General features: G+C 56.8%; 18 protein-coding genes, 1 pseudogene and 1 riboswitch. Of the genes and pseudogenes, 8 read left to right on the forward strand and 11 right to left on the reverse strand.

All coding sequences use genetic code 11. The features are described 5' to 3' along the window. Window positions 1–288: 288 nt before the first annotated feature. The 5 genes from ABO_RS12635 to ABO_RS12655 form a co-directional block, all read right to left on the reverse strand. Window positions 289–3429, reverse strand: a complete 3141-nt coding sequence (locus ABO_RS12635; protein WP_011589744.1) for an efflux RND transporter permease subunit — start codon at window positions 3427–3429, stop codon at window positions 289–291. Between the two features lie 11 nt (window positions 3430–3440). Next, window positions 3441–4655, reverse strand: coding sequence for an efflux RND transporter periplasmic adaptor subunit (locus tag ABO_RS12640; RefSeq protein ID WP_231880499.1), 1215 nt, complete (start codon window positions 4653–4655; stop codon window positions 3441–3443). Between the two features lie 204 nt (window positions 4656–4859). Continuing rightward, window positions 4860–6101, reverse strand: a complete 1242-nt coding sequence (locus ABO_RS12645; RefSeq protein WP_011589746.1) for a TolC family protein — start codon at window positions 6099–6101, stop codon at window positions 4860–4862. A 110-nt stretch (window positions 6102–6211) separates the two neighbouring features. After that, window positions 6212–6511, reverse strand: coding sequence for a hypothetical protein (locus ABO_RS12650; RefSeq protein WP_011589747.1), 300 nt, complete (start codon window positions 6509–6511; stop codon window positions 6212–6214). A gap of 216 nt (window positions 6512–6727) precedes the next feature. Continuing rightward, on the reverse strand, window positions 6728–8017 hold the full coding sequence (locus ABO_RS12655; protein ID WP_011589748.1) for an ISL3 family transposase: 1290 nt from the start codon (window positions 8015–8017) through the stop codon (window positions 6728–6730). Between the two features lie 140 nt (window positions 8018–8157). On the opposite strand from ABO_RS12655, the gene ABO_RS12660 reads away from it, so the two are divergent. Both ABO_RS12660 and dmeF read left to right on the forward strand, forming a co-directional pair. Continuing rightward, the gene (locus ABO_RS12660; RefSeq protein WP_011589742.1) at window positions 8158–8427 is read left to right on the forward strand and encodes a metal/formaldehyde-sensitive transcriptional repressor; all 270 of its coding nucleotides are present in this window, start codon (window positions 8158–8160) and stop codon (window positions 8425–8427) included. Window positions 8428–8607: 180 nt separating this feature from the next. Continuing rightward, complete coding sequence (dmeF, locus tag ABO_RS12665; RefSeq protein ID WP_011589749.1) at window positions 8608–9552, forward strand: CDF family Co(II)/Ni(II) efflux transporter DmeF; 945 nt, start codon at window positions 8608–8610, stop codon at window positions 9550–9552. A gap of 45 nt (window positions 9553–9597) precedes the next feature. On the opposite strand, the gene ABO_RS12670 is transcribed toward dmeF, so the two are convergent. Next, window positions 9598–10158, reverse strand: a complete 561-nt coding sequence (locus ABO_RS12670; protein ID WP_011589750.1) for a manganese efflux pump MntP — start codon at window positions 10156–10158, stop codon at window positions 9598–9600. A gap of 8 nt (window positions 10159–10166) precedes the next feature. After that, window positions 10167–10335, reverse strand: a riboswitch (yybP-ykoY riboswitch). Window positions 10336–10696: 361 nt separating this feature from the next. Here ABO_RS12670 and ABO_RS14475 point away from each other — a divergent pair. The 3 genes from ABO_RS14475 (at window position 10697) to ABO_RS12680 (ending at window position 12774) form a co-directional block, all read left to right on the forward strand. Next, window positions 10697–10864, forward strand: a complete 168-nt coding sequence (locus ABO_RS14475; RefSeq protein ID WP_158299166.1) for a hypothetical protein — start codon at window positions 10697–10699, stop codon at window positions 10862–10864. Window positions 10865–11080: 216 nt separating this feature from the next. After that, window positions 11081–11446: a NirD/YgiW/YdeI family stress tolerance protein gene (locus ABO_RS12675; RefSeq protein WP_011589751.1), complete on the forward strand. Its 366-nt coding sequence runs from the start codon at window positions 11081–11083 to the stop codon at window positions 11444–11446. A gap of 428 nt (window positions 11447–11874) precedes the next feature. Further along, window positions 11875–12774 carry a metal-dependent hydrolase gene (locus ABO_RS12680; RefSeq protein WP_011589752.1) on the forward strand — a complete coding sequence of 300 codons (900 nt, stop codon included), beginning with the start codon at window positions 11875–11877 and terminating at the stop codon, window positions 12772–12774. A 155-nt stretch (window positions 12775–12929) separates the two neighbouring features. On the opposite strand, the gene ABO_RS12685 is transcribed toward ABO_RS12680, so the two are convergent. Then, a complete protein-coding gene (locus tag ABO_RS12685; RefSeq protein ID WP_198407800.1) occupies window positions 12930–15185 on the reverse strand; it encodes a TonB-dependent receptor domain-containing protein in 2256 nt (751 codons plus the stop codon). 204 nt (window positions 15186–15389) lie between these two features. Then, complete coding sequence (locus tag ABO_RS12690) at window positions 15390–16886, reverse strand: amidase (RefSeq protein ID WP_011589754.1); 1497 nt, start codon at window positions 16884–16886, stop codon at window positions 15390–15392. Window positions 16887–17036: 150 nt separating this feature from the next. Here ABO_RS12690 and ABO_RS12695 point away from each other — a divergent pair, with 150 nt between their 5' ends. Further along, complete coding sequence (locus ABO_RS12695) at window positions 17037–18047, forward strand: zinc-binding alcohol dehydrogenase family protein (RefSeq protein ID WP_011589755.1); 1011 nt, start codon at window positions 17037–17039, stop codon at window positions 18045–18047. A 93-nt stretch (window positions 18048–18140) separates the two neighbouring features. Here the strand turns inward: ABO_RS12695 and ABO_RS12700 are convergent, their stop codons facing one another. Both ABO_RS12700 and ABO_RS12705 read right to left on the reverse strand, forming a co-directional pair. After that, the gene (locus ABO_RS12700) at window positions 18141–19175 is read right to left on the reverse strand and encodes a metal-dependent hydrolase (protein WP_011589756.1); all 1035 of its coding nucleotides are present in this window, start codon (window positions 19173–19175) and stop codon (window positions 18141–18143) included. A 90-nt stretch (window positions 19176–19265) separates the two neighbouring features. Then, window positions 19266–19838, reverse strand: coding sequence for a DUF2780 domain-containing protein (locus ABO_RS12705; protein WP_011589757.1), 573 nt, complete (start codon window positions 19836–19838; stop codon window positions 19266–19268). Window positions 19839–20406: 568 nt separating this feature from the next. Between ABO_RS12705 and ABO_RS14590 the strand changes: the two are divergent. Together ABO_RS14590 and ABO_RS14595 are read left to right on the forward strand one after the other, a co-directional pair. Then, a pseudogene (locus ABO_RS14590) lies at window positions 20407–20601 on the forward strand (TonB-dependent receptor plug domain-containing protein); the annotation flags it as partial. 599 nt (window positions 20602–21200) lie between these two features. Next, window positions 21201–22334, forward strand: coding sequence for a TonB-dependent siderophore receptor (locus ABO_RS14595; RefSeq protein ID WP_011589759.1), 1134 nt, complete (start codon window positions 21201–21203; stop codon window positions 22332–22334). Window positions 22335–22382: 48 nt separating this feature from the next. On the opposite strand, the gene ABO_RS12715 is transcribed toward ABO_RS14595, so the two are convergent. Continuing rightward, on the reverse strand, window positions 22383–23231 hold the full coding sequence (locus ABO_RS12715) for a CvfB family protein (protein ID WP_011589760.1): 849 nt from the start codon (window positions 23229–23231) through the stop codon (window positions 22383–22385). Window positions 23232–23248: the final 17 nt, after the last annotated feature.

Below are 23248 nucleotides of genomic sequence, written 5' to 3' on the forward strand. Positions count from 1 at the left end.
GTCCATACACGTTCCAGGCTTTGTAGGTACCTTAATGGCCTGAGTGACATATCAACCAAGGAATCCGATGAAGTGGGGAGTTGTTACCTCCCCATGATACCCAGAGATCAACCAGATATTCCGGATACCCAATTTTTACTCGGACTTTTCTTGCATCTGCTTCTCTGAAAAATCACTTTATCTCAGCAACTTACAAAAATCTGTAAGCCATATCCTACATATTCAACTTGCGCGCTGGTGAAAAACGGGAAGAATTCCCCGGCCTTAAAAGCCGGGGAGCCCGCATTATCAGCGTAATTCGGCGACTTCCTCCCTAGAAAACACCCCATAAAGACTCGGCAACACCAACAAGGTCAACGCCGTGGCCGACACCAACCCACCCACAATCACCACCGCCAGTGGCCGCTGCACCTCACTGCCTACTCCCGTCGCCAGCAACATGGGAATCAGCCCCAGCATGGAAGTGAGCGCGGTCATCAGTACCGGTCGCAGGCGTGACACCGCGCCTTCAAAGATCGCCGTCTCCAGTGCTTCGCCATCGCGCAGGCGGTGATTGATGGCTTCCACCATGACTACCCCATTGAGCACCGCCACGCCGAACAGGGTGATAAAGCCCACGGAGCTAGGCACGGACAGGTACTGGCCGCTGAGGGCTAATGCGAGGATGCCGCCGATGAGGGCCAGGGGGACGTTGACCAGAATGAGAGCAGCCTGGGCCACGGAGCCGAAGGCGAAGTAGAGCAGCAGGGCAATCAGGCCCACAGCCACGGGTACCACCATGGCCAGACGTTGCTGGGCGCGCTGCTGGTTTTCGTACTGGCCGCCGATGTCCACGCTGTAGCCGGCGGGCAGGTCGACTTCGCTGTCGATGGCCTGCTGGATGTCGGCCACCACTGAGCCCATGTCACGACCGGCCACATTGGCCTGGATAACCACGCGGCGTTGCACGTCGTCGCGGCTGATCTGGGGCGGGCCGGAGACCAGGGAGACGTCCGCCACATCCATGAGCCGCACCCAGGCACCGTCGGCGGCTTTGAGGCGCAGGTTGCGAATGGCTTCGGCGTCCTTGCGGGCGTTCTGCTCCAGGCGCACGTAGATGTCGTAGCGCTCGTTGCCATTGATCACCTGCCCGGCGCTGCCGCCGCCCAGGCCATTGCTGACCAGATCCATGACCTGATCCACGCTCAATCCATAGCGGCTGAGGGCGTTGCGGTCCGGAGTGACGACCAGTTGGGCTTCACCGGCGATCTGTTCCAGTTGCACGTCGGTGGCGCCGTCGACTTCCTTGACGGCCTGGGTGATGGCTTCGCCTTTTTCCTGCAGCACGTCGAGATCCGGGCCAAACAGTTTGATGGCGAGCTGGGCTTTTACACCAGAAAGTAATTCGTCCACGCGCATGGCGATGGGCTGGGAAAAGTTGAGTAGCAGGCCGGGATGTTTTTCCAGTTTCTGCTGAATTTTTTCCTGTAGCTCCAGGCGATTGCTGGCGCTCTCCCATTCATCTACAGGCTTGAGACCGATATAGATTTCCACGTTGCTCACCGGTTCCGGGTCGCCACCGATTTCGGCACGCCCTACCCGGCTAAGCGCGTAGGTGACTTCCGGGAAGGTCATGATTTCCTTCTCCAGTTTTTGCCCCACGTCCAACGCAGTATCGAGGCTGGAGGATGGGGCCAGCGTTACGCGTAACGCCAACGTCCCCTCTTCCAGCACCGGCACAAATTCAGTGCCAATAAACGGCGTGGTTGCCAGTGCCAGGGCAAACAAACCCACCGCGCCACCGACCACCACTTTACGGGCCTGCATGGCTTTGCCCAGCAGGGTGCGATAGCGGGCTTCCAGCCAGCGCATCAGCTTGTTGGGCTTTTCTTCCACGCCATTGCGGAACAGGAACCCGGCCAGTGCCGGCACCACGATCAGCGCCACCAGTACGGCGGCGGTCATGGCGAGCATGATGCTGATGGCCATGGGCACGAACATCTTGGCTTCCACCCCCTCGAAGGCGAACAGGGGCAGGAACACCACCAGGATAATGCTGGCGGCGAAGAACACCGGCCGCGCCACTTCCTGGGCTGCGTCTTTTACCCTCAAGGCGATGCCGCCTTGTTGATCGTGACCGCCCTCTTTCTGGCTCAGGTGTTTAAAGATGTTTTCCACCATCACCACGGAGCCATCCACCAGCATGCCGATGGCCACGGCCAGGCCACCCAGCGACATCAGGTTGGCGGACATGCCCAGGCTGGCCATCGCCAACAAGGCCAGGCCAATGGAAAGCGGAATGGACAGCAAAACCAAGGCCGTGGCACGCAGGTTCATCAGGAACAGGGCCAGCACGATGACGATAAAGACGAAGGCCAGCAGCAAGGCGGTGACCACTGTGCTGACGGCTTTTTCCACCAGATCTGCCTGGTCGTAGAACACCTCAAACTGCACACCGTCCGGCAGGGCCTGCTGGATGCGCGCTTCGCGTTCCTTGATGCCATCGATGGTGGCCTTTGTATTGGCGCCCATGCGTTTGAGCACGATGCCGGCTACCACTTCGCCGAGGGCTTCCGGTTCGCCGCTGGCATCACGGCGGGTCATGGTGAGGGCGCCCTGTCGAATTTCGCCGCCGAACTCCACCTTGGCCACATCACTGACGCGCACCTGGGTGCCGTCCACTTCCTTGAGGGGAATGGCGGCAATGTCACCGAGCCCTTGCTCGCCGCTGCCGACCCAGCCCATGCCGCGGATGACCAATTGCTCGGCACCGCGATCCAGATACCAGCCGCCGGCGTTGCGGTTATTGGCGGCGATGGCATCCATGACCTGTTGCAGGCTCAGGTCGTAGGCCAGCAAACGGGTAGGGTTCACGTTGACCTGATACTGGCGCACTTCACCGCCATAGCTGAGCACATCGGTGACGCCGCCCACGGGCATGAGTAGCAGTTTCACCACCCAGTCGTTGAGGCTGCGCAGTTGCATGGCATCCACATTGGAGCCCGGCTCGGCGGTGAGCAGGTATTGATACACCTGACCCAGGCCGGAGGTGTTGGGGCCCATTTCCGGGGTGCCGACGCCGTCGGGAATATCTTCCCGTGCGGCCTGCAATCGCTCGAACACCAGCTGGCGGGCGAAATAGATATCGGTGCCTTCCTCGAACACCACGGTGACGATGGACAGGCCGGTCTTGGAGATGGAACGCACCTCGGCCACCTGCGGCAATGCATACATCACTGCCTCGATGGGATAGGTGATCAGCTGCTCCACTTCTTCCGCTGCCAGGCCTTCGGCTTCGGTGTTCACCTGTACCTGGACGTTGGTCACGTCCGGGAAGGCATCCAGTTTCAGGTTGGGCAATTGCCAGCCGATCACGCCAATGGTGATGACCAGTAACAGCAACACAATGAGGCGGTTGTTCACCGCCCAATCGACAAGTCGATTAAACATGACGGTGATCCTCAGTGATTGTGAATATCGAAACCGGACTTGGCCATTTCACTGGCCAGAAAAAACGCCCCGCGAGTGACCACGCGCGTACCCGGTTCAAGACCCGTAACGATGCGGCGGTTTTCCAGCTGGCCATTGAGTTGGATTTCCACGGGTTTGTAGTGGCCAGGCTCTTCTTCCACGAACAGTTGCCAATCGCCATCGGCGCTACGGGTGAGCGCCTCTTCCGGCACGGTGAGGGTGTTCTCCGGTGCCGCCAACGCCAGTGCCACATCGGCAAACATGCCGGGGTGCAACAGATGGCCCGCATTGGGAATCGCCACTCGCACCGCAAGGGTACGGGTGACGGGATTGAGGCGATGGCCAGACTGGATCACCTTGCCGTCCACGGATGTGCCACCCACGATGACGCGGGCCGGGGTGCCGGTGCTGATCTGCAAACCGGGGCTCGGCGGCAGGGCGGCTTCGGCCCACAGTTCGGATTCATCCACCAGCGTGACCAGGGCGCTGCCCGCGGTTAACCATTGCCCTTGCTGGAAGGCATCTTCCAGCACCAGGCCATCGTCCGGCGCTGTGAGGGTATAAACCCCTTTTTCATTTTTTCCGGCTTCGATATCAGCGATGGCGCTGTTACTGAGGCCATAACCCTTGGCCCGGGCTCGCAGGGACTGGTACTGACTTTGCGCGTCCAGATAGCGCTGGTTGCCCACGGTACGCCGGCCGAGGTTTTTAACCCGCCGCCAGCCGTCCGCTGCCACTTGCAGATCACTTTGTAACTGCGCCATGGCCGGGCTGAACAGGGTGGCAATGGCATCCCCTTTTTCCATGTGCTGGCCAAGCGTGGCACTGCGAGACTGCACCTGGGAATCGATACGCACCGGCACCACCCAGGTGCGGTACTGGTTGCTGATAATTTCCGCCGGCACGGTCAGGGTCCGGGTAGCGTCGGCATCAGGCTGCAGGGTAATGACCTGCAGGTTAAGCGTCTTTTGTTGTTCTGCGGTCAGCTCCAGTGCCGCTTCTTCACTATGGGACGCTGCGCTCCCAACCTCCTTCCCATGAGCGTGCTCATCATGGTCACCGCTATTATCCGGAGCAGCCTGTTGTGCATGCTGTTCGGCTTCGTTGCTTTCGTTGTGGGCATGGTCATGATTTTCATCCGCCCAGCCCGGGTTCGCCAGGGTTGCCAGCAAGAAGATGGCCAGAGGCGTCTTTTGAAATGTCATTTTCGGTTTCATAAAAAATTTTCCATTTTTTGTAGGAGCGCCGTTCAGGGCGCGAAGAAGTTGGCACCGCGTGTCGCAGAAACCATTCGCGCCTCAAGTGGCACTCCTACAGTAATTTTTCGCTTAATTTCTCGTTTCAAGCGGTGTTATTCGCTTCGCTCACCCTGCGGCTGTTACCTCGCAAGCTCGGTTCCTACAGAACAATCATTCGTTGGCCAACTGGTTCAGCCAGTCGTTGAGCTGGGCGCTTTCATAGAGCCACTGCACCCAGGCCTGCTGCATGGCATCGCGCAGGGCGATGCCAGCCAGCCGGGTATCGAGCCGCTGATTCAAGGCCTGCAGATAGTTCTGGGTGGTGAGTTCGCCCTGCTGCCAGACGCGCTTGAGCAAGGTGTCGCTGCGCGCCAGGCTATCGCCGGTGAGTTGTTGCCAGGTTTCCCAGCGCTCGCGCCGCTGCTGGTAATCGCTCAACGCTCCGTCCAGCCGGGCCTGAATGTCGTTGCGGGTTTTCTCCAGCAGTGCACGCCGCTCTTCACTGTCCGCCAGGGCAGCTTCATAGCCTGGCTTGCCGGTATTGAAGAACTTCAATGGCAGGCTGAAATCCACGCCCCACAAATTTTCGCCACCTTCCTGGCCCACGCGCAGGCCCAGGGTCGGGTCGGTGTTGCGTTGTTTGTCTGCCACCGATACCCCTCGCTCAGCCAGCGCCAGTTGCTGCTCGGCCAACTGCAAATCGAAGCTGGTGGGGAGCCGTTGCACGACACCATGGGTGAGTGACGGGGCCTGCCAACGGTCCGCCGCCGGCAAGGCCACCGCGGGTTGTTGGCTGGCCAGTTGCTGGCGCAATGTGGTGGCAGCACGGGTGGCGGCACTTTCCGCATCCGCCAGGGCCTGCTGGGCCTGCCCCAGTGACAGGTAGGCCAATTGCGCATCCACCTGCCCCACATCCCCCGCCTGTTCGCGGCGGCGAATCAGGTCGGTGAGATCGCGCAGCTGCTGTTCCTGCTCACGGGCGGCCGCCAATTGCTCGCGGGCGGCGGCATGGGCCACCAGCGCATTGAGGCTGTCCGCCAGCAGGCGGGCGCGGGCCTTGTCGCCACGCAGCTGCGCCAGCTGATCCCGTACGGCCACGGCATCACGGCGGGCGCGGGCCTTGCCGGACCAGTCCAGCGTCTGGCTGAGGCCCACGGTCTGGGTGATATCGAGGCTGTCTTCGTAGTCGATATTCAATGAAGGGTTATAAAGCGGCTGCGATAAAGCCCGGCTTTGCGCCAGCAACCGTTCCTGCTCCGCCTGGATGGCCCGGCTGGCCGGTAGCTGGCTGACCTGGCGCTGCACCCATTGCGCCCACTGCGCGGGCGAGGAAGAAGAATCGGCCGACGCGCTGGCATACGCGCACACGGCCAGTAACAGTGCGGCCATGCGCACTGGGGTCTGGATTCCCATGGGGAAACTCCTGATGTCTCAAAACGTTACGTCAAGAACAATGCCGACGCTCGCCACGGCGCACATTCACCGATGGACAAGGCAACAAAGTCGGGGAAACGAAGAAACGATCAGGCTATAGGAGGACGGAAAGGGTTATCGGCCGGGGCATCCGGCAGGAAGGGGCGCAACGCCATTTGACCTGCAGAGGGCGGGGCCAGGCGCAGCGGCTCACAATCGGTGGAGGCCATGAAACCATGGCATTGACAGCAATGGTCGCCGCCTTTGTCCAGCACATCCGCACTGACCAGATCCTGCTGGACCTGTTCCAGCGAGGCAGCTGCGCCACCATCGTGCTGGTGATGCATGGCATCCAGCACCAGTACATGAGTACTGATGACAAGCAGCAATGTGTAGACCAGTGCTTTCATGGGATGCCCGCTAACGAGGGAAGAGTCGCAACCTTGCGATACCCATAGACCGCCGTCAAGACAATCGGTTCCCCGTCACCTGTGGGTACGATCCGGTCATCCCGTTTTCCGAATCGGCATCGTATAGTGTCGGCTCCGTTTCGCCGGAATGAAAAAGGGGGTATACGGATTTAATGGTTGATGGGGCACCTTCACCCCACCAACCTGATACCACCCTCAGATGGTTGATAGATCGACCCCGTAGTTGAGTTCCTCTGCAAAGTCCGGCAGTCCGTAACCGATGGTTTTCTTGTAGAACGGAGAGACCTTCGCAGTCGGAGCCTTCTTCTTGTGCTTCGTGGTGTAGAGCATTCGTGCCCGCATCACCTCGAACGAGTAACCACGCCCTTCACGGTTCTTGTCCTTGGCCAGTCGGTTGATGGACTCCGTGTAAGCGTTGGTGACGGGCATGTCCGTCTCGAAGTAGGTCATGATCTCTTCGTGCCAGTTGCCCACCGCCCTGACCAAATCACTCCAGACTTCCTTCTGGCCCTTCGGGATGGTGGCTATCCAGTCGTCCAGGGCGGCTTCTGCCTGGGGCCGTGTAGTGGCGTCCCAGATGCCGTAAAAGCGTTCCTTGTGCTCGTAGGCGGCCAGCAGTTGCGGGAATGCGCCTGTCCAGGTCTCCATGATGAGGCGCTCCCGGTCTGAGACTTCGTGAGCGCGTTTCAGCAGGATTTTCCGGTCTCCCTTGAGGGTTCGGCTTTGGGAAGGTTTTAGCTCCTTTCTGAGGCCCTTGCGCACCTTCTCCAGGGCATCGTTGGCCATACGCACCAAATGGAATTTATCGACCACGATGCGGGCCTGTGACAGCACAGTCTTGACCGCCGTCCGGTAAGGGTTCCACATGTCCATGCTGACGATCTCGACCTTCTGTAGGTCTTTCAGCTTCATCAGGTAGTTGGTCACCACGTCCTGACGGCGTGTGGCCAGCAGGTCAAGCAGGGTTCGCTCCTCGATGTTGGTCAGAATGCAACGGTAACGCTTGTTCAGGTACAGCTCGTCGATGCCCAGAATTCGGGGCGTCTCGAAGCGGTGCCAGCGCCCCAGGAACTCGGCGCGGGCGTTGAAGATGTCGCGTACCGTCTTCTCGTCCAGGCCGGTCTGTGCCGCCACGAAGGTGTAGGGGTGGTTGAAGGATTCCTTCTCCACGTATTCATGCAGCCGCAGCGTCATGCGGAAGCCGTCCACCATCTCCGGTAGCTGGGGCCTGAATGTGGTCTTGCAGGCCCGGCAGGTATACCGGCGGCGGACCACCCAGAGGGTGACCCGCTTGCCGTGGATGGGCAGATCACGATAGGGAACATCACGCTTGCCGAACCGCACGAACTCACCCTGCACGCCGCATTCCTCGCAGGCGATGGGATCGGGCGCGTCCACCTGGAAGTGCATTTCGTCGTCGGTGGATTTGCAGCCCAGCACCTGGTACTCAGGCAGGTGCAGGATGTTGTCGGGCATTTCGGTCATGCGGCGTGCTCCTTACGGCTGGCGAGTGTCACGTTGGTGAGCTTCACCTACCTCTCCTCTCTTGCAAACAAGCATACTACCCCCTAGTATTTATATACTACCCTCCAGTATAGTTTTTGGGCCACTAAAGAGACGACTGCATGCACACGATCAAAGACAAAGCGAAGCTATTAACCCGCGTTCGGCGCATTCAGGGGCAGACGGCCGCACTGGAAAGGCAGCTTGACGAGGAGGGCGACTGCACGGCCGTGCTGCAACAGATCGCCGCGATTCGTGGGGCGGTGAATGGACTGATGGCAGCCATCATTGAGGGGCACTTGACTGATCACGTCGTCAGGGAACCCGAGTTGGAGCAGCGGCAACAAGACTTGGAAGCGGTGCTGCAGGTCATCAAGTCCTACCTCAAGTAGAACATCACGAGCTACAGCGTGGGTACCCTAGCTGTAAGAGGCGAACTTTGGCAGTGATTTAATATCCGCTCCCCTGAAGTTCTTGCGGAACCGGATCTGTTAGCAGGACTACGCCATCAATCGCCACCACTTTCATTGGCCTTGCTGACCATAATTTTTATCAACTCGGAGTATTACAGTATGCATGGTCACAGGCTCGAAGAATGGCAACACAATCATGTTTTTGGTCAAGATCGTAAAAAATCCGGTGAAATACGCTCACTGATCGTCGTCGCTCTAACTGTCGTAATGATGGTGTGGGAAATTCTGGCAGGCATTATTTATGGCTCGATGGCCCTCCTGGCCGACGGCCTTCATATGGGCTCTCATGCTGTCGCTCTCGGTATTGCAGCCTTCGCCTATGCATACGCTCGCCGCAACGCAGGCAATACACAGTTTTCATTTGGCACCGGGAAGGTCAATGCGCTGGGCGGGTTCACCGGCGCGGTCCTACTGGCAGGCTTCGCCCTGTATATGGTCATTGAAAGCATCGACCGTTTCATTCATCCGGTCGAAATTTCGTTCAATGGAGCCATTTTTGTCGCCATCATCGGCTTGATCGTCAATGGAGTATCGGCCTGGATCCTGGGCGGGGAAGACCACGACCATGGGCATGGGCATGGGCATGGGCATGGGCACCATGATCATAACCGTCGAGCGGCCTACTTCCACGTACTCGCCGATGCCTTAACTTCGGTATTGGCGATTGCTGCCTTGCTGGCCGGAAAGTATGCGGGCTGGAACTGGATGGACCCAATCATGGGTATCGTCGGTGCGTTACTTATTACCCGCTGGTCATGGCATCTATTGAAGGACACTTCCTGCGTGCTGCTTGATAAACAGCGCAGCGACTTGGAGCACGACGTCAGGCAATCCATCGAGAATGGCGATGCCCGAATTAGCGATCTGCACCTCTGGGCCATTGGACCAAATATTCACGCCGCCATTGTCTCGATCGTTTCGCATGCTCCTGATTCGCCTGCCGTTTATAGGCAACGCATTCAGGCTAGGTGCCCGTCATTAGTACACGTTACTGTCGAGCCCCAGCGTTGTATTAATGAAACGAGGGAAACCAACGCCGGATAAAGAGATTTCGTGGCTCCAGCCCATTGTGGAGCCTCGAAAAAAAACTTACAGTTGACCGTATAAAATCCATGCGCCCACTGCAATCAGCGTTAGTCCGCCAAAAATTTCTGCTCTGTGTCCCATGACCGACCCTATAGCACGCCCTAGCATTATGCCAATAGTCACCATGAGGGTCGTTGCAAGCCCAATCAAAGCTGAAGCTATCCATATGTTGACATTGATGAAGGCCAGACTAACACCCACCGCCATAGCATCAATACTGGTACTAAATGCCGTTAGACAGGTCCGGAGCAAAGACATTTTTTGGGCCTTATGCTCCTCACTACCCCCATCAGGCCTTGTACCCTCATAAATCATGTGAAGACCCAGGACCGTCAGGAGTGAAAAAGCAATCCAGTGATCCCAGGCCTCCACATAGCTTGCTGCTGATTTTCCAATTAGCCAGCCTACAAGCGGCGTAATTGCTTCGATAGAACCAAAGATGATTCCTATTCTGAAAGCTTCAGTGAGGCGTGGTTTTTTAAGGATTGCGCCTTTACCAATCGCAGCAGCGAAAGCATCTGTGGACATGGCAAAGGCAAGCAAAAGAAGGGCTATTGGGTTCATCTAACTGACTCCGGTCGGGCATATCGAGTCCACGATATATCCACACGCCCGACCTTAGGCATGGATATATCGATGGTCTCGCCAACCGAGAGGTGTTCGCACCATGGCATCTGGCCAATTATGTTGACACGAACTCTTCCGAGTTTCGGAAGCAGGCTACTCCCCAAAGAGGGTGCAATATAACAACTATCCTGAACGATCACAAATGTTTGATAGTTGACGTGTATATTCTCTGATCTATAAAGCGCCCTAGGGTGGTGCCACGTTTGCCGGAATATGCAAACGTCCCAGCCATCATTAAATCCGCATCCATCAATCCAGGAAATCGTCATTTCCCAACTTGACAGACACCTTAATCGTATTGGGGCACATCAACCAATAAATCCGTTGAGATGAGGGATTGCGACCTCCCCACAATACCTAGAGATCAACCAGATTTTCCGGTTACCCTTTTATTTACGGGGGTTACTGGAAAGCCGAGCCGATCTCTCCGCCTGGCATCCAGGCCAACCCGCTATACGGCGCCAGCAGTAACCAGATGATGTACAACGCCAGCGAAGACACCGCACTACAGGTCGACGATCAATTATTCCTCCGCCCCACACAAAGCGAATTTGTATTGCTGCAATTCGGAGACTTGGCGGTATGGGAAAACGGCGCCGTTAGCGACTGGTGGCCCCCGCTTCCCCAAGCCAACGGGGCCTGATGGCCAGGCCGGTCTCCATACTGCAAAGTGAACAAGAACAGCTGAAGAGACCGTCCACGGCGTGCTGCCTCCTTATGATCCTCCCCCACCCCTGTGTGACAGCTTACCCCCCCCCCCCACCCATAGCATGCTTTAACTGAACTTTTACAAACACCGGGAACGATCCCCCCTTATCCGCCACTAACTTAGTGAGACATCTACCAAGGAGGATGATTCATGAAGAAATTGATTCTTGCATCAATACTATTGGGTGCTACCGCCACCGTTACCGCTGGCGAGACCATTACCACTGACAGCGCAGCGATCACTCAGGGCATCAAGGAAGGTACTGAGGTGCGCATGGAAGGTGAAGTAGTTCAGGCACTCGGTGATGAGCGTTATTTGCTGCGCGACATCAAAGGCCAAGTCGAGATCGAGTTAGATGAAGATCTCACTGCAGAACGTCCGCTGAAAGCCGGCACCCGACTTTCCTTTACCGGCGAAGTGGACCATGACGATGGCCGTAGCATCGTAAAGATAAACAAGGTTCATTCTGTAAAAGGTGCGCCTGACAGCGCCCCAAACGCAACGATCAGTAATTAATCCCTGATCCACTGCTCCAACCTTACTAACGGCGGCCTACGGGTCGCCGTTTCTATTTTCTCACCCCTTCATTTCGCACCAGCCCACCTTCCAGCGTCTTTGCCCGCCAAGCATTCATTCTTGTGTCATAAGGCGCATATTGACCGTTACACTGGCCACTGATACATTCCCAACTTGACGTCGTCTAGATACGGCCCCGTCCTGTTTTGGGAGCCCATATGACCACCACCGTTCACAGCCAAGGCGCTTAGAATGCCTACACTATCGGCGATGACGGAAAATGGGGAATGCAGCTGTATCGAGCTAACGCTGGGCACAAGCGAATCAATCCAAAAAACACGACGCAGGCTGGCCGGTACAATTGGTCGTGCCTACCCACGGTAATTATGTCGGTACACAGTTATACACTCTCACGGAGACCGGACATCATGAACAACGCTGTTCGCCATCAAATTAAAGCTCGGCGGGTGCAATTCGATTTTGACGATACACCACTGCATTGGCTGCGCGATGACCCGTTCTCTACTCATATCATCAACGGTATTCACTTGTTACTACCGGAAGGTGAGCTGTGGTTCTGCCGAGTTTATAACCAGGCGCTTCCTTTAATTAAAGACGATCAACTTCGAGCAGATGTAGAAGGCTTTATTCGTCAGGAAGCCGTGCACTCGCGTGCCCACAGCAAAGCGCAGATGTATCTTGAGCGTCATGGCTTACGTGTGGCGCCCTTCCTGAATAAAGTGGAATGGTTGTTTGGAACGGCTTTGGCAGATGCGCCCTTCGGTTTAACACTGCTAAAGCGCAAGCCCCTGAAAAAAAACTGGCTGGTATTGCGTGTTGGCATCATCGCCGCCATCGAGCACTTCACTGGTGTGCTTGGCCAATGGGCCATGGATAACGAAAGCTGGGAACAAAACGGCGACGCCACCATGGTCGACCTATTCAAGTGGCACTTGGCCGAAGAAGTAGAGCACCGCACTGTTGCCTACGACCTGTTTGAACATCTGTGCAAGACTCAACTAGGCTTTTACGTCAGCCGCCAGGCATTAATGGCACTGGTATTCCCCTTGTTCATTTATTTCATTGCGGAAGGCGGCAGGAGCCTGGCAGGTCAAGACCCAGATAAAGAAACCCGTAAGTTAGCTCGCAAGCTGCTTCCTCAGCTCCTCATTCAACTGCAGCAAGTCGGCCAGAAAACACAAAACGTGCCCACCTTTAGTTTCTTATTCAACGCCACCCTGCGTTGGGTATCGCCGCGGTTTCACCCAATCAATGAAGGCGATACTCAACAGGCCCTAGATTATCTGGCACGCTCTCCGGCAGCCTAGGCAGCTGCCGTTTTGTAACGGGAGTATTAGTCTCCAGCTTCCAAGAGAGAGGCTGTCGCGCAATAGTAAAACGGCATGGCGAATTCCTTCACCATGCCGTTTTATTTTCAATCTCACGACGACACTTGAGTGCAGCCCAGTTTTCGGAACATCACTTAGAAGGTCGCTTGCAGACCCACCCAGAAGTTACGACGGGCATCCTTATTGTTGTAGTCATCGTAGTACTCCACATCATAGCCACCGCTACCGTCATCCACGAAGCCCACATCATAGGAAGTAAAGTCTTCATCCAGCAGGTTGTTAATCCGGGCATGCAAGGTAACAGATTTGTTGAGCGCCAAACGGGCACCAAGGTGATAAATCTCATAGTTCTTCCAGTATTCACCACCGCTGGCATCTGTACTGCCAAAGCCCCGGAAGCGATCTTGGCGCCCTTCTACCGTCAGAAACATGGCAAACGCCTGGGTGGTTTGCCAATCCAGCGTGCCGTTAAACATATGCCGAGCGGTGCCCGTAAGTGAGTAACCTTTCTCTTCACCACTTGTCTGTTCACTGTCGATATAGGTGTAATTGGCACGTAATGACCAGCGGGAAGAGATCTGGTAGCGCCCTGCCACTTCCACACCTTGAATCACCGCTTCATCCACATTCATTGGCCAGGTAACAATGCCGTCCACCGTGTCATAGTCCCCTAGGTCCACACAGGGCGTTTGTCCACCAGTGGCTGAACACAACGCGCTGTCTTGGCGAACAATCTTGTCTTTAAAGTCGTTATGGAACACCGTCAGGTTAGCGCTATGTCGGTTCGGACTTTCCCAATAAAGAGCGATTTCAGAATTGACGCTGGTTTCCGGCTCCAAATCCGGGTTGCCCACCCAGGGGCGTGTGCCCTGCCCGCCAAAGCCGGTAATGCCGTCGTATAAGTCAATGGTTTTGGGGGTCTTATAGCCCGTGCTGACACCGCCTTTCACTGTCCAGCTTGGTGAAAGCGTATAAACACCATAGAGGCGCGGGCTAATCTGATCGCCAAAGGTTTCATGGTTGTCGTAACGCACACCCGCTGTCAGCGTAAACGGCTCCACCGGCGTCCAGTTATCTTCGGCATACAGCGCCCAGAAATTATTCTCAAACACCTCGCCCGCGTCACCACTCTCTAGGCCGAACACGCCATCTTCCAACTCACCGCGAAGAATCTGGGTACCTACCACCACAAAGTGCTGATCATTGATGGGCAGGTCCAGCTTACCGTCCAGGCGCAGCTCGCTGCTTTCCAAAGTCCGCTCCGGGCGTGGTAAGAAAGTGGAGCCTAGCACGGCAAGGCAGGCGTCACTGCCGGCATCCGCAACACAATCCGCATTGGTCGCAACGATATCGTCATATTGCTGACGCTCATCCGCGGTTAGTGGCAAGGTGCGCCCTTCATTATTGGTGGACAAATAGGTCAACGAAACATTGCTCAAACCAAAGCCCCACTCGCCCTCGTGAGTCAGCGCTATTTGCTCACGGGTGAACTCCTGGTCTTGTGCATAGCCCGCCCGAGGTAGGCGGTCAGCGCTATCATGGGTACCCAACTGACTCTCTGAGTTGTCGTAGGTTTGCACGGAATCATCATAATCGAGCGAGATACGCTGATTATCCGTGGGGGTCCATCTCAAAGTGAAACCCAGAGCCGTGTCCTCATTGTCTACAGTACGACCACCACTGCCGAAACCCAGTTCTCGCTCCTGAAGTACCCCACTAGGATCGGTCACCGGATCGTATTCCGGGCTAGATGCATCCTGGTCGTAGAGACTGCCTCGCAACGCCAGGCCAAACTGATCGCCCAACGGGCCAGACACGGAGAAATCCGTTGAGGTCGCATCACCGTACTGGTCATATTCCTGAATAGTGCGACTCACGTTGATGCTGCCGCCCCATTTTTCATACTCTTTTTTGGTGATGATATTAATCACCCCACCAATGGCATCCGCACCATAAAGAGTGGACGACGGCCCACGGATAACTTCGATGCGCTCAATGGCTTCTAGCGGCGGCATATGATTAAACTGGTTGCCGCCAAAATTGTTGGGGTAGATATCGCCGTGGTTATTTTGCCGGCGGCCATCAATGAGGATTAGCGTATAGTCCGCCCCCATGCCGCGCATGGAGATAGTGGACTGGCCCGTCTTGTCACGGGTTTCCCCCACGTCGACCCCTTCCAGCTCACGCACCGCATCCACCACGGAGGTGAAAGGCCGGCTATGCAGTTCCTGTTGGCTAATTACCGAAATACTGGCTGGGGCATCGGTAATTTTCTGCTCGAAACCAGCGGCAGAAACTACCGTGACCGCACCCAGTTCATGGACCGTATTCTCTTGCGCAACCGCCGGCATAGCTAAGCCGTTAGCCACAACACCTACCAGAATTGGCATTCCCAAAGACCGCTTCATCCTCTACCCCCGTATTGCCATATCAATCAAAACGGGGGAGAGCATTCCCTAAACAATAACCATTATCAAATGCGAACAATATTTATTTTGTGATGTTTGTAAGCTTTCCTCTGATTGTTGACCAACGAGGAGAGCAACATTCGGGAACCTTGCGAACCATCTCTTGCGATACGTTCCGACAGGGCATTACATCGGCACCTTATTGAACCACGGAGCCGCCTCTTCCAGTTGCGCCGCCAGCGCCAGCAGCTTGCCTTCATCCCCATGGCCACCAACAAACTGGGAACCCAGCGGCAGGCCCACGTTTCCTGAAGAAGAATCACACCAGTGCAGTGGCACCGACATGGCAGGCACACCAATGACATTGGCAAACTGGGTGAACGGCATGTATTTGAAGTTCTCTATGGCCACCTGCTCAATCATGCCGGTCTTCATTAACAGCTTTTCCCCGCCGACCTTGAGCAACACCTTCAGAGCGGTCTGCTGCCACGGCGGTGTCGCCATAGCGCCGATACCGACAGGGGGGGACGCCAGAGTAGGGGTCAACCAGAAATCGTACTGCTCCAAGAAGGTATCCATGGCGATCATGTATAACTGCCAACGGGTCTGGCACTTCACATATTCATGGGCCGGGGTAGCACGGCCAAAAGCGGCAATGGCCAAGGTATCCAGCTCAAAGCCCTCATCACCGCAACCGGTCATAGTTTTCACCTCATCCACCTCGGCAGCACACTGGCCAAACCAAACCGATAGCCAATCCATGCACATCTGTTTGGCGTCCATCTGTGGCTCAGCCTCTTCCACTTCGTGGCCCAAGTCCCGTAACAACGCCACGGTTTTCTCCACCGCCCGGATCGCCTCCGAATCCACATCGGTGCCTAGCGGCGAGCGAGTAGAAAAACCGATACGCAGCTTGCCGGGGCGGCTAGCCGCAGACAGGGCGTAAGCTTGCTCCGGCGGAGCAATCTGAAACAGACTACCGCGCTCGTCACCCTGGGTAATATCCAACAGCAACGCACTGTCACGCACGCTGCGGGTCAGCGCGTGGTTTACCGCTATTCCATGCATGGCCTCAGTGAATTCGGGCCCCCAGGGGGTGCGCCCACGGCCCGGCTTGAGCCCGAACAGACCACAACAGGCAGCGGGAATCCGGATACTACCGCCACCATCATTAGCGCCGGCCACCGGTACCACACCTGCAGCCACCATAGCCGCCGAGCCCCCGGACGAACCACCGGGAGTGTGATCTACGTTCCAGGGATTACGCGCCGGCCCGAACGAATCCGGCTCGGTAACGCCCTTGGCGCCAAACTCCGGGGTATTGGTGCGGCCGAATGGTACCAGCCCGCCCTGTTTCCAGCGTGCCACCAGGGTAGAATCTCTTTGCGCATGGACATCACGAGCCTTGCGCGCTTTATTGCCCTGATAGTTGGGCGCACCGCCGATTTCCTGAAAAAGATCTTTTACCAGCATGGGCACACCCGCCAACGGTCCGCTCAATGGCCCCGCGGCGCGTTTTCGGGCCATGTCATACAATGGAATAATCAAACCATTTAATTGCGGGTTCACCGCATCGGCACGGGCAATCGCCAGCTCCAGCAATTCCATTGCCGTGACCTCCCCCCGCGCCACCAGCTCGGCAAGCCCGATGGCATCAAACTGGCGGTATTCTGCAAACTTCATTGTGCTCTCCCTTTCACTATCCCGAAGCGCAGGAATGGCCTGCTACCAGACGATCAATCCATACTGTGGCATAGTCTGCGCAGCCAAGTATGCTTAATCATTGTGAACAGCATTTGAAAGAATACGTTAGCGATCCACGAGGGAGCCAGAATGAAAGCCATTGGATTCAATCGGCCCAGAGCCATAGAAGATGTACACGCCCTGGAGGACATCCAGCTGGACCTTCCCTCGCCCGCCCCCCGGGACCTACTGGTGGCCGTACACGCTATCTCGGTCAACCCCATTGATACCAAGCTTCGCCAACGCCCCCTGGAGCAGCCCGGTTACCGGGTACTGGGGTTTGATGCTGCCGGCGTGGTGGAAGCGGTGGGCGAGGAAGTGGAAAACTTCAACGTCGGCGACCGGGTCTGGTATGCCGGCGCCGTGCAACGCCAGGGCAGCAATGCCCAGTACCAGTGTGTTGATGAACGGCTAGTGGCAAAAAAACCGAATAGCCTGGGCATGCAAGAAGCGGCTGCACTCCCCCTCACCACACTAACCGCCTGGGAGGCCCTGGAAGATCAGCTCGGTTTTCAAGCCGGAGAGTGTGAGGGGAAAAGTGTGCTGGTGATCGGTGGCGCAGGAGGAGTGGGGTCCATCGCTATCCAGCTAGCCGCCCACTATTTTGGTCTTAAGGTGATCACCACTGCGGGTCGCGAAACCTCTGCCAACTGGTGTCAAAGCCTCGGCGCTCATCATATCGTGGACTACCGCAAGCCATTACTAGCACAGCTGGACGCCATTGGTTGCCCGCAGATTGACGGCATCTTCATTACCCAAAATCTGGACGACTATTGGGCCACTGCCTGCCAAGCCGTCGCACCGCTGGGAGGCATCTGCGCTATCGTCGACGCCCGTGCGCCTCTCGACCTGAACCCCCTTAAGGCCAAGAGCGCGCGCTTCAGCTGGGAATTCATGTTCACCCGCGCCATGTTCGCTACCGACATGCAGCATCAAGGCGACATCCTTACCCGGCTCAGCGAACTAGTGGATCAAGGCACAGTCCAGACCACCGTCAGCGAAGGCCTGGGCACCATTAATGCCGCCAACCTGAAAGAAGCCCACCGGCGGCTGGAGTCTGGCAACACAGTGGGGAAACTGGTTCTTGCTGGCTGGGACTAACCCCGATAATGCCCGGGTTGAATGGCTCTGCCACCATCACCAGCGACGAAAGAAACCGTTACAGCCGCATCCATGAGCGCCTTTACTGTGGGATTAACGGCAACCGCGACCATCCACCGCCGCTGACAAGGTAGACAAACACAACCCCGGCGGACGCGACAGGGTGCGAGACAACAGTGCCGGCCAGGCCTGCGGATGTGTCATCGGTCGAAGTACCCGGCGGGTGGCCATTAAGGGCTGCCACTCTGCCCCTTGGCGGGTAGCCAAAACAAACTGGAATGGATGCAGCCCAGGTAGCCCAAGACGAATATCCGTGGCCAGCAGCTCATCACCATGCACCTCTACCGCCACAAAACCTCGGGTAAAGTGCAATAGAGCTTGCCCCGCGGGAAGCGCCTCAATCGCTGCCAACCGTGACGCATCGCGGGGAAATGATTCCACCTGCAACGGCACATCCTGATCGAGAAGGCCGGTGAGAATTTCTAGCCTCTGTTGCTCACCCAGCACGGTGATCCGCCACAGCAAAGTGGAGAACGGCATTGGCTGCACTAATCGTGGCGCCTCTGAAAGTCCGCGTTCAGCCAGGGCCGGCATGACTCGCTGGGTCATCGCATACTGGGCAACCAGGCTCCAGACCAGATACAACGAGGACAGCACCAAGCCGCCGATCAGCACCCGTGACGACGACGGTTTTGCTATCGTCCACAGCACGCCAATCAGCAGCGGCAAGGTATAAAACGGATCGATAATGAAGACACTACTAATGGCCACCGGGTCACCTAGGGGCCAGAATAGTTGCGTGCCATAGGTAGTGAATGTATCCAGCAACGGATGGGTTATCAGGCACAAGCCGGTGAATAACCACCAACGCCATAGGGAAATCCGCGTCTGCCAGCGAGCGAGGCAAACGGCCAGTAAAAAAGAGACGGGCAGCAACACCAACAGGGAATGACTGAAGCCGCGATGTTCAGTGAAATTAACTACCGCATCGCCGTAGTCAATCAACACATCCAGATCGGGTAAGGTCCCCAGCAGTGCACCACCGAGTAAAGCCCAGCGACCCAGAGGCCGGGAAAGAACGGCGCCGCCCACAGAGGCGCCCAACACGGCCTGTGACAATGAATCCATGAATTACTCAACAACGCAGACAAGGCGAAAGTCCCCACCCTGCCTGCCAACAGCCCGTCAATACGGCATAAGGCGCCGCTCAATCACACCTTAACCTGCCACACCCCACACACCTTTCAGGCTGTTCAAGGCAGTGGCGCCAACGCCTTCCCCATCCAGAAAGCCGAGAATTTTCGGTGCGAACTGGGAGATCATTTCCGGGCTCAGACCTAGGGCGCTAAAGGCTGTGGATACGCCCTGCAGGGACGAAATATTACCCAGCATGGAAGACGCCACGCCACCACCACTACCCAGCAGCGAATCCAAACCCGGCACCTTGTTCATGATGCCGCTGAACTGATCATCTGACAGGTTGCTCTGGGCCATAGCCAGCAAGGCACCGGCACCGCCTGCCGCCTGTTGCTGCGTGACGCCTAGGTCGGTTGAGAGAGAGTCCACTAATGCCTTGGCTTCACCGGTCACTGCCAGCTGACTGTTGGCGCTATCCATGGCACCGGTGGCAGCTTCATTGGCCTGATTCACGCTGGAGGAAGCCTTGTCAGAGGCGTCACTCACGGCCTTGTTAGCCGAATCAGTTATGGACTTCAGGTCAAACGCCTGGGCCGGCGCACTCAAAACCAAACACAAAGAGGCCCCCATCAGGCCAAAACGGAAAGCGTTCATAGTTACTCCTTAATTATCGTCAATCATCTCTATTCAGAGAGAAATAGTATGGCAAACCTTACCCATGCAAAAAGGCGAGGGCCATCACTTTGTGGCAGGGCTTCTGCGCTTATCTCCGCCGCTACAGCGCCTACAGCATAATCATCGTCCCGGCCTCACAGATAGCTCCATGGCTACTTTGATTTAAAAATGTAAACCATTATCATTTACATTGAGTGATTCTCGCCAGGCTCCCCCCAGCTATCACCTTCCCGATGTCCGCATACCCTGCGTGCATCGCTACTGCATACTATTCATTACTGGGGGAACCATGTTTGATTTGCGTTTTTCCACCCTGGCCAGCCTTATGCTGGCATCCGGCGCGGCATATTCCGACACCATAACCGATAGCGAGGCACATACACTGGGCGATATCCATGTCAGCACCAGTGGCATGGATAAGCATGATGCCAGTATGACCACCGAAGGCACCGATCGATATGGCACCAACGCCACCAATACCGCGACCCGCATGGTGCTGTCACCCCGTGAAACACCGCAATCCGTTTCCGTGATAACCCGCCAGCAAATGGACGACTTCAACCTCAACAGTGTGGCTGATGTCATGCGACGCACCCCGGGGGTGACCGTAAAAACACTGGACACAGAACGCCTGCAACTGTCTGCCCGTGGCTTTGACATCACCAACTTCCTCTATGACGGCATTCCCTCCACGCGGGCCGGCCAGGCGAAACAAGCCGTCCTTTCCGATACGTTCATCTACGACCGCATCGAAGTATTGCGCGGCGCCAGCGGGCTGCTCAACGGCATTGGCGAGCCCTCTGCCACCGTGAACCTGGTACGCAAAAAACCTACCCGTGATTTTACTGGCCAAGTGGGTGTGGAGCTAAACAGCTGGGATGGTTATCGCGGAGAATTCGATGCCAGCGGATCACTGTCCAACAATGGCCGGGTTCGGGGCCGCTTCGTCAGCGCCTACGAACAGGGCGACTCTTTTTTGGATCACTACGAAAACGACAAACAGATCTTCTATGGGGTGGTCGAAGCTGACCTGTTCGACAACACCTTGCTCACCGTGGGCATGGACTACATGGATCATGACCCCAGGGGCTCCACCTGGGGCGGCATCCCGCTGTTCTACAGCGACGGCGGCATCGCCGACCTGGACCGCGACCTGAACCCGGCCACCGACTGGAGCCGTTGGGCCCGGGATACCCAGACGATTTTCCTGAACCTGGAGCACCATTTCGAAAACGGCTGGTACAGCAAGTTTGCCTACAATAATCAGCAGAGCAACTACGACGCTCAGCTAGCCTCCGCCGGTGGCGGCCAGCTTAATCGCGATGGCAGCGGCAAGACACTATGGGCCGGACGCTATGTAGAGACAAAACCCAGGACACTTTCGATGTCTACGCCAACGGGCCCTTCGCACTGTTTGGCCGCCAACATGAACTGGTGGTGGGTGCCAGTTATTCGGACGCCGAGAGTGATTACACCGGCCAGTCACCGGTCAGTATCAATAACGTGGTACCGGACCTGCTTAATTGGAATGGCGACATTCCAAAACCGGCCTGGGCCGCGCCAACCACCGTGGAGGACCAGAGCAGCAGCCAAACAAGCCTGTACGCCACCGCCCGCTTCAAACCCACTGATCGTCTTGCTGTTATTGCCGGCGGGCAAGTTGTGGACTGGAAACAAGAAACCACAGGCTTTAACGGGCGAGGCCCGATTGACGACGAATCCTATCAGGAAAATGGCGAAGTGGTTCCCTACCTGGGGGTGGTCTATGACCTAACCGATCACCACTCGGTGTACGCCAGCTACACCCGCATCTTTCAACCGCAAACCGTGCGCGACATCAACAATCAAATTCTTGCCCCGGAAGAAGGCAACAGTTACGAAGCCGGCCTGAAGAGTGAGCTCAATGAGGGCCGTCTAAACACCACCGTCGCGGTGTTTCGTATCAATCAGGATAACCTGGCCGAATCCACCGGCCAGCCCATTCCCGGCGGGCCAGCCAACGCCGAGGCCTACCGCGCCGTGGATGGCGCCGAAACCAATGGCGTTGAGCTGGAAGCAGCCGGCGAGATTCTGCCTGGCTGGCAGGTACAGGCAGGCTACACCTACCGCATTACTGAAGATCCGGATGGCGACGAGCTAAACACCACCTCACCGGAAGACATGATTCGTCTGTCCACCCAGTACCGTTTCCGCGGTGACCTGAACGGCCTGACTATCGGCACAGCAGTATCTTGGCAGAACAAAACCTATGCGTTCGTAACCCGCCCCGGGGCCAGCGCCGACTACAAGTTCGTTCAGGAAAGCTACACGCTGGTGGATTTGATGGCCCGCTACCAAGTCACCGCCACCTTGTCCGTGGGCGCCAACGTGAGCAATCTGACGGACGAAAAGTACTTCAATAACCTGGGGTTTTATAACGGGGGTTACTACGGAGATGCTCGCAAATACAGCCTGAACATGGACTATCGATTCTAATTGTCACGCGGATAGCGCCCCGGATGGAATACGTCGGGGCGCTATCCACTATTCGCCTTCAGGAAAGAAGATACGTTCTTTCTCAATGACAATCCGGCGGGCCTTGTAGAGGCCGCCAATGGCTTGCTTGAAGGCATTCTTGCTGCAACGGAAGGTCTGAAAAATGACTTCCGGCGAACTCTTGTCACCCAGTGGCAACTCGCCGCCGGCGTTTTCCAGCGCCGCCAGAATCTGTTCCGTTAGCCCATCACTCTTGGCCGCCCCCGGCGCATTCAGGGAAAGGCTCAGTTTCTGATCCTCACGCAAACGCTGCACATAGCCGGTCACCCGCTGGCCCGGACGCAGCGGGGCGCGTAACTCGCTGGCCGCAATCATCCCCCAGGCATGATCATCCACCACCACCTTGTAACCCAGATCGGTGCTGTGCGCCGCTACCAACGACACCTCATCACCCTGCTGATACGCCTGGCAGGTATCTGATAGGAAACGGTCCAGTTGGGCGCTGACCATCAGTCGTCCTTCCCGGTCCGTGGTCAACATCACCAACACCCAGCTTTCTTCCCGCACTGGACCTTTCTGTTCGGCAAACGGCAGCAGCAAATCCTTAGGCATGCCCCAATCGACAAACGCACCGATCTTGCTGGTGGACACCACTTTCAATAACGCCACCTGCCCAAGCTGTATTCTCGGGGTCCGCAAGCTCGCCATGGGGCGAGCTTCACCGTCACTGTACAGCGTCACCATGACACTGTCCCCGGGAGCCAGAGACTGGTTTTCCACTTCCCGCGACGGCAGCAGCACCTCGCCCAGCTCGCCGCCATCGAGCAGCAAACCATTGCGGATGACCTTTAGGATTTCAAGGGAATGGCGGGTGCCCAGTTTAGGGGTTACGGTCATGGCTCTGGCCTGCTTGG

The organism is Alcanivorax borkumensis SK2 (assembly GCF_000009365.1).
Classification (GTDB): Bacteria; Pseudomonadota; Gammaproteobacteria; order Pseudomonadales; family Alcanivoracaceae; genus Alcanivorax; species Alcanivorax borkumensis.

Bases quoted from the DNA above. Each gene is read 5' to 3' on its own strand.
- ABO_RS12650 (WP_011589747.1), bottom strand. From the start codon at position 6,511: ATGAAAGCACTGGTCTACACATTGCTGCTTGTCATCAGTACTCATGTA.
- ABO_RS12680 (WP_011589752.1), top strand. From the start codon at position 11,875: ATGAACAACGCTGTTCGCCATCAAATTAAAGCTCGGCGGGTGCAATTC.
- ABO_RS12640 (WP_231880499.1), bottom strand. From the start codon at position 4,655: ATGACATTTCAAAAGACGCCTCTGGCCATCTTCTTGCTGGCAACCCTG.
- ABO_RS12645 (WP_011589746.1), bottom strand. From the start codon at position 6,101: ATGGGAATCCAGACCCCAGTGCGCATGGCCGCACTGTTACTGGCCGTG.
- ABO_RS12635 (WP_011589744.1), bottom strand. From the start codon at position 3,429: ATGTTTAATCGACTTGTCGATTGGGCGGTGAACAACCGCCTCATTGTG.
- ABO_RS12695 (WP_011589755.1), top strand. From the start codon at position 17,037: ATGAAAGCCATTGGATTCAATCGGCCCAGAGCCATAGAAGATGTACAC.
- ABO_RS12655 (WP_011589748.1), bottom strand. From the start codon at position 8,017: ATGACCGAAATGCCCGACAACATCCTGCACCTGCCTGAGTACCAGGTG.
- ABO_RS14595 (WP_011589759.1), top strand. From the start codon at position 21,201: ATGGGCCGGACGCTATGTAGAGACAAAACCCAGGACACTTTCGATGTC.
- ABO_RS12670 (WP_011589750.1), bottom strand. From the start codon at position 10,158: ATGAACCCAATAGCCCTTCTTTTGCTTGCCTTTGCCATGTCCACAGAT.
- ABO_RS12690 (WP_011589754.1), bottom strand. From the start codon at position 16,886: ATGAAGTTTGCAGAATACCGCCAGTTTGATGCCATCGGGCTTGCCGAG.
- ABO_RS12700 (WP_011589756.1), bottom strand. From the start codon at position 19,175: ATGGATTCATTGTCACAGGCCGTGTTGGGCGCCTCTGTGGGCGGCGCC.
- ABO_RS12715 (WP_011589760.1), bottom strand. From the start codon at position 23,231: ATGACCGTAACCCCTAAACTGGGCACCCGCCATTCCCTTGAAATCCTA.
- ABO_RS12675 (WP_011589751.1), top strand. From the start codon at position 11,081: ATGAAGAAATTGATTCTTGCATCAATACTATTGGGTGCTACCGCCACC.
- ABO_RS12660 (WP_011589742.1), top strand. From the start codon at position 8,158: ATGCACACGATCAAAGACAAAGCGAAGCTATTAACCCGCGTTCGGCGC.
- ABO_RS12705 (WP_011589757.1), bottom strand. From the start codon at position 19,838: ATGAACGCTTTCCGTTTTGGCCTGATGGGGGCCTCTTTGTGTTTGGTT.
- dmeF (WP_011589749.1), top strand. From the start codon at position 8,608: ATGCATGGTCACAGGCTCGAAGAATGGCAACACAATCATGTTTTTGGT.
- ABO_RS12685 (WP_198407800.1), bottom strand. From the start codon at position 15,185: ATGCCAATTCTGGTAGGTGTTGTGGCTAACGGCTTAGCTATGCCGGCG.
- ABO_RS14475 (WP_158299166.1), top strand. From the start codon at position 10,697: ATGATGTACAACGCCAGCGAAGACACCGCACTACAGGTCGACGATCAA.